This window comes from Cellulomonas sp. P4_B5_2 (assembly GCF_056402235.1).
This window is the reverse complement of record NZ_JBFUHU010000251.1, coordinates 1-5,621: the sequence shown is the minus strand read 5'-3', so window position 1 is coordinate 5,621 and position 5,621 is coordinate 1. Positions and strand designations below refer to the sequence as shown.

6 protein-coding genes are annotated in these 5,621 nt (G+C 72.3%); 3 read left to right on the top strand and 3 right to left on the bottom strand.

What is annotated here, in order from left to right:
- Together AC1DUQ_RS16515 and AC1DUQ_RS16510 are read left to right on the top strand one after the other, a co-directional pair.
- A partial coding sequence (locus tag AC1DUQ_RS16515) for a sugar phosphate isomerase/epimerase family protein (RefSeq protein WP_477074157.1) occupies window positions 1–546 on the top strand: 546 nt, incomplete at its 5' end.
- A 33-nt stretch (window positions 547–579) separates the two neighbouring features.
- Complete coding sequence (locus AC1DUQ_RS16510; RefSeq protein ID WP_477061008.1) at window positions 580–897, top strand: hypothetical protein; 318 nt, start codon at window positions 580–582, stop codon at window positions 895–897.
- Window positions 898–900: 3 nt separating this feature from the next.
- Here AC1DUQ_RS16510 and AC1DUQ_RS16505 read toward each other — a convergent pair whose 3' ends face one another.
- Genes AC1DUQ_RS16505 through AC1DUQ_RS16495 form a run of 3 tightly spaced genes read right to left on the bottom strand, consistent with a single transcriptional unit; the run spans window position 901 to window position 4,807 of the window.
- Entirely contained in the window at window positions 901–2,031 is a 1,131-nt protein-coding gene (locus AC1DUQ_RS16505) for an SGNH/GDSL hydrolase family protein (RefSeq protein ID WP_477061007.1), read from the bottom strand.
- Window positions 2,031–4,049 carry an FAD-binding protein gene (locus AC1DUQ_RS16500; RefSeq protein ID WP_477061006.1) on the bottom strand — a complete coding sequence of 673 codons (2,019 nt, stop codon included), beginning with the start codon at window positions 4,047–4,049 and terminating at the stop codon, window positions 2,031–2,033. Before AC1DUQ_RS16500 ends, AC1DUQ_RS16505 begins: the two co-directional genes overlap by 1 nt.
- Entirely contained in the window at window positions 4,049–4,807 is a 759-nt protein-coding gene (locus AC1DUQ_RS16495) for a 3-ketoacyl-ACP reductase (RefSeq protein WP_477061005.1), read from the bottom strand. Before AC1DUQ_RS16495 ends, AC1DUQ_RS16500 begins: the two co-directional genes overlap by 1 nt.
- Window positions 4,808–4,946: 139 nt before the next feature.
- On the opposite strand from AC1DUQ_RS16495, the gene AC1DUQ_RS16490 reads away from it, so the two are divergent.
- On the top strand, window positions 4,947–5,621 hold a 675-nt coding region (locus AC1DUQ_RS16490; RefSeq protein WP_477074156.1), incomplete at its 3' end, for an AEC family transporter.

Here is a 5,621-nt window from a genome sequence, read left to right as displayed (position 1 = left end):
GCACCGGGCGGCCCTGCAAGAACGGGCACCACTGGGCGTGACCTCGTCGGCGCCCGGCAGCGGGTCGCGGACCGGATCGGCGAGCTCGCCCCGTTCGCGGCCGGGCACGGTGTCCGCCTCGTGCTGGAGCCGCTGCACCCGATCTTCGCCGCCGACCGTGCGGTCATCTCGACGCTCGGCCAGGCACTCGACATCGCGGAGCCGTTCCCCGCGGACGTCGTCGGTGTCGTCGTCGACACGTACCACGTGTGGTGGGACCCGGACCTGCAGCGCCAGATCGCCCGCGCGGGCGCGCAGAAGCGGATCGCCAGCTACCAGGTGTGCGACTGGATCCTCCCGCTGGCCGCCGACGCGCTCCTGTCCCGCGGGCACGTCGGCGACGGCTACATCGACTTCCCGACGATCACGCGCTGGGTGGCCGAGACCGGCTACACCGGGGACGTCGAGGTGGAGATCTTCAACGAGGCCATCTGGGACACGCCGGGCGACGACACGGTCGCGACGCTGGCTGAGCGCTACCTCCAGCTGGTGCAGCCGTTCCTCTGACGGGGGCCGGTCGCCGGCGCTAGCGTGGCGCCCATGCCTGACCCTCTGGCACCAGCCGCGTCCGAGACGGGGTTCGGCGTGGTGTTCTTCATCATCTCCGTGGTCATCGTCGCGCTCATCATCGCCTCAGCGGTGAAGGCGTCGCGCAACAGGAGCGTGCTCCGTGAGGCCGGGCTCGACCCGGCGACCGCGGAGTCGCAGATCCTGGCGCAGGCACACAAGAGCCAGCTGCTCGCCCCCGGACGGACGGCCGAGTCGCGGCTGGCGGAGGCCCACGACCTGCACGAACGCGGCCTGATCACCGCCGACGAGCTCGGTGCGCTGCGCGAGCGCATCCTCGGCGAGCTCTGAGGTCTAGGCCCTCAGGGCCCTGAGCACCGCGGCGAACCGCGTCCCGATGAGGCGGTGGGCGTCCGCGTCCGGGTGCATGAGGTCGCGCATCGGCAGGTCGTCCCAGTCGGACCAGCCGTAGAGCGACGTGCCGTCGACGTAGGTCAGCGCGGTGTCCGCACGAGCCCGGACGATCGCGCGCAGCACCGACCGGATGACCGTCAGGGTGAGCTTGCCGTCGGCGACCTCGGAGGGCTGCCCGGTGGTGCGGAACACTGACGGGTCGGCCGGGTCCAGCGACGTCGGGCCCGGGGTGGTCTCGACCAACGGGCACAGGAGCGGCGAGACGAGGACCAGCGGCGTGGTCGGGTGCCCGTCGCGGATCGTGTCGAGGAAGCCGTGCACCGCGGGGGCGAAGGCGCGCAGGTGGATGGCGTCGTGGTTCACCACGTTGATGCCGAGCTTGAGGGTGATGACGTCGGCGGGCTGGTCGCGGATCGCGCGCGCGACGAAGGGGTCGAGCACCGCGTTGCCGGAGAACCCGAGGTTGACCAGGTCGAGCCCGACGGCCCGCGCGGCGACCATCGGCCACGCCCCGAGGGCCGAGGCCGCGCCGGCACCGTGGCTGATCGACGAGCCGTGGTGCACCCAGCGCGGCGCGTGCACCGGGGTCGGCGCGGACACCGCTGCGTCGGCGGTGAGCGCGACGAGCCGGGTGGTCTCCCCCGGGGGGAGCCAGATCTCGACGTCCCGCTCGACCGTGCCGTCGCCGCCGAGCGCGAGCTCCACGACGCCGGCGGGACCGGGTCGTTCGGCGGTCGTCCCGGCGAGGGGCTCGAGCAGGAACACACCGGCCGCGGAGGCCACGGCCGACGGCTGCGGCACCACCGCCCCGTCGACCAGGACGTCGTACGGCTGCGGTTCGGCAGGCGGCGCCGGGTCGACCGCGACGCGGAGCACCTGGACATCGAGCCGCACCGAGCGCGCTGCGGTCCGCAGCCGCAGCCGGACGCCGGACGGTTGCGACTCGACCATCGCCATGAAGTCGTCGGGGAGCTGCGGTCGCGTCCAGGCGGGCAGCCGGTGGGGCAGCCCGTCCTCGAGCCAGGCCGCCCCGCGGATCTCGACACGCGGGTCCGGCAGGGCGATGCGCATCAGAACACGTTCCCGTGCTCGCGGAACTCGCGCCAGACGTTCTCGAAGAAGTCGTCGTCCTCGGGGATCGGCCGGCGCGGACGCCAGCGGAACACCGGCTCGCCGGCGGGGTCGTCGGGCGCGCGCGGGACCACGGGGACGAACCCATCGGCCGGGACCCAGGACGTCTCCTGCACCTCGTCGTCCAGCGCACCGCCGTCGAGCGTGAACTTGAAGACGTCAGGCAGCTCGGTGAGGCCGTGCGGGATCGCGCCATCGGGGTCGGTGTAGAGCACCGAGCCGCGGGACCGGCCGCCGTGCGCGACGTAGTCGGCCATCGCCGAGAGGTACACGTACGCGCTGGTCAGGATGTCGCGGACGAGGAAGGTGCGATTGATCGACCGGCGCGACGAGGCGTCGGCGGAGACCGTCGCCTCGTACGACGACAGCCACTCGTGCACCTGGACGAGCGCCTCGTGGATCGACTCCGCGGAGCGCACGGGACCCGCCTTGGCGCTCATGAGCACCTGGACCTCGTTCAGCAGGTCGCCGGTGTTGTCAGGGGTGCCGGAGGCTGCGCGCTGCGAGGCGGCGGCGACCAAGGAGGTCGCGGCGTCGAGCACGGACGAAGCTGCCTCGTCGAACGGCGCGGGGTCGGACGTACGCCGAGCCGCGATGAACTGCGCGGCCCTCGTCGCGCCCACCTGCCCGCTGTTCAGCGCCGCTCCGCCGGGCCGGTAGACCCCGTGCGCGCCGCCGGCCTCGCCGACCGGGAAGAAGCCCTCGATGTTCGACTGCCACCAGGCGTCGACCACGAGCCCGCCGTTGTTGTGCTGGGCGCACACGTCGACCTCGAGCATCGTCGTCTCGAGGTCCACGTACGGGTTCTTGCCCAGGTAGAACTGGTACGCGGGCTCGTTCATGCGCCGCAGCCGCTCGATGGGCGCGCCGAACAGGACGCCGGCGCGGTCGAGGTACTCGTAGGCCTCGGGGCTCAGGGCGGACGGGTCGAAGTCGGGCTGCACCGGGTTCCGACGGAAGTCGAGGAACACCCGCCGCCCGCGCAGCACGGTCTCGCGGTAGACGAGAAGGTCGATCAGGGACGAGCCGTCCAGGGCCTTCCGGATGTCGAACGGCCACTGGTACCCCTTGAGGAACACCAGCGACATGAGCTGCCCGTAGTCACCCAGTGCCTCGGTCAGGAACTCCCGCGGATCCTCGCCAGAGGCGTCCGTCGAGATGAACGTCGGGATGACCTGCATGTACGTACCCGACACGTTCCAGCGCGGGTGCGTCGAGGCCAGCCCGAACTGCCACTCGGTCAGGTTCTTGCCGTGCACGCCCGCGCGGTAGGCCGCCCCGGACGCACCCCACTGGCCGTGGGGGAAGACGCGCGTCGCGTACATCCCGGCCGGGCCGCCCGTCGCGTAGACGAGGTTGGTGCACCGGAACAGCAGGAACGGGGACTCGGCGCCGTCGTGCGGCACGTCGGTCCGCAGGACCAGCAGCCCCGCGACGGCGCCGTCCCGCACGATGACGTCGACCACCCGGCACTCGTCGTAGATGCGTGTGCCGTTGCGGTGGACCTTCTTCTCCAGCTGCTCGACCATCGACCGGCTGGTGTACGGCCCCACGGACGTGGCGCGACGGCGGGGGTCGTGGTCGGTCTTGTAGCCGATGAACTCGCCGTACCGGTTCTGCGGGAACGGGACGCCCAGGTCGCAGAGGCGCAGGAACCCGCGGGCGCTCAGCGCGGCCTCGGCCAGCGCGTTGTCGCCGTCCATCGCGCCGCCGGAGTAGAGCGTCTCGGCCATCTCCCGCACGGAGTCGCCGTCGCCGCCCGAGAGCGTGAGCTTGTAGTAGGTCTGCTTGTCCGAGCCGGCGTTGCGCGACGAGCCCGCGTTGACCTTGTCGGCGACCATGACGACGTCGGTCTGGCCCAGCTCCCACAGGCGGTCGGCCGCGCAGAAGCCGGCGGAACCGGTCCCGACGACGACGGTGTTGACGGTGACGACGGGGACACCCTGCAAGAACGACATCAGAGCACCGGGATGTGCATGCCGCCGTCGACGTGGAACACCTCGCCGGTCGAGTACGGGGTCTGGCCGGACGCCAGGATCGCCACCGCACCGGCGACGTCGGACGGGCGACCCCACCGGTTGATGGGAGCCAGCCCGTCGGCGATGAGCGCGTCGTACTTCTCGGTCACGCCGGCGGTCATGTCGGTCGCGATGACGCCCGGACGGACCTCGTAGACGACGATCCCCTCGGGGGCGAGGCGGACCGCGAACAGCTGCGTGGCCATGGCGACGCCGGCCTTCGAGACGCAGTACTCGCCGCGGTTGGTGGACACGGCCGTCGCGGAGATCGACGAGACGTTGATGACGGTCGCGCGCGGAAGGCGGTCCGACCCGAGCGCGATGACGCGGTTCGCGAACGTCTGCGTCAGGAAGTACGGGCCGCGCAGGTTGATGCCGAGCACGCGGTCGAAGCTCTCCGCGCCGGCCTCGAGCAGGTCCGCCCGCACGCTCGGGGCGACCCCCGCGTTGTTCACCAGCAGGTCGAGCCGACCCCAGGCCTCGACGGCGTCGTCGACGAACCGCGCGTGGTCGCCGAGGTCCGCCACCGAACCGCGCACGTAGCGAACCCGGCCGGGGGCGTCGAGCGACTCCAGCAGCTCGGTCGGCTCCTCGCGGGTGGCCAGGATCGACACCGCGAACCCGTCGGCGATCAGCCGCTGCGTGATACCGAGGCCGATCCCTCGATTGCCCCCGGTGACCAGTGCGACTGCCGGCATCGTTGCCTTCCTCCATGTGCGGGACATGCGTCTCGGACCCGATCGTGCCACGTAGCCACCGCCAGGGCAAGCGCTTTCCGTGACCACAGCACCGTGCGAGGATCAGCCCCGTGATCCTCCGACGACGACCGGTGGCTTGATGGGCGCCGTCGTCACCGCACTCGGCACCATGGGCGCCGTCGTCGCGCTCGGCTGGCTGCTCGCCCGCCGTCGGGTGCTCGGCGACCGAGCGGCTCCCGTGCTCGCGCGGGTGGTGTTCACGGTGGCCACGCCCGCGCTGCTGATCACCACGGTCGCGCACGCCGACCTGCACCTGCTGCTCTCCCGCACGGCGGTCGTCACCTGGACGTCCACGTCGGTGGTCGCCCTGGTGGCGGTCGTGGTCCTGCGCCTCGCGTGGCGTCGGCCGGCCGCGGACGTCACGGTCGGCACGCTCGCGTCGTCGTACGTGAACGCCGGCAACGTGGGGCTGCCGCTGGCGGTCTACCTGCTCGACGACGCGGTCGCGGTGGTGCCGACGCTGCTGTTCCAGCTGCTCGTCCTGGCACCGGTGGCGTTCGCGGTGCTGGACCGGCGCGCGGGCCCCCTGCGTGGACGGACCCTGCTGCGCCGCACCCTGAGCAACCCGATCATCGTCGGCACCCTCGTCGGCCTGGTCCTGGCCGCGGCGCCGTGGGACCTGCCCGAGGTCGTCTACGAGCCGTTCCGGCTGGTCGGCGCCGCCGCGGCACCGCTCGCCCTGCTCACGTTCGGGATGTCGCTCGCCGTGCCGCGGACGGTGGACACCACCGCGCCGCGCCGGGACCGCCGGGAC

Excerpts from the sequence above, each read along its gene's own strand:
- AC1DUQ_RS16510 (WP_477061008.1), top strand. The coding sequence starts at position 580 with ATGCCTGACCCTCTGGCACCAGCCGCGTCCGAGACGGGGTTCGGCGTG.
- AC1DUQ_RS16505 (WP_477061007.1), bottom strand. The coding sequence starts at position 2,031 with ATGCGCATCGCCCTGCCGGACCCGCGTGTCGAGATCCGCGGGGCGGCC.
- AC1DUQ_RS16500 (WP_477061006.1), bottom strand. The coding sequence starts at position 4,049 with ATGTCGTTCTTGCAGGGTGTCCCCGTCGTCACCGTCAACACCGTCGTC.
- AC1DUQ_RS16495 (WP_477061005.1), bottom strand. The coding sequence starts at position 4,807 with ATGCCGGCAGTCGCACTGGTCACCGGGGGCAATCGAGGGATCGGCCTC.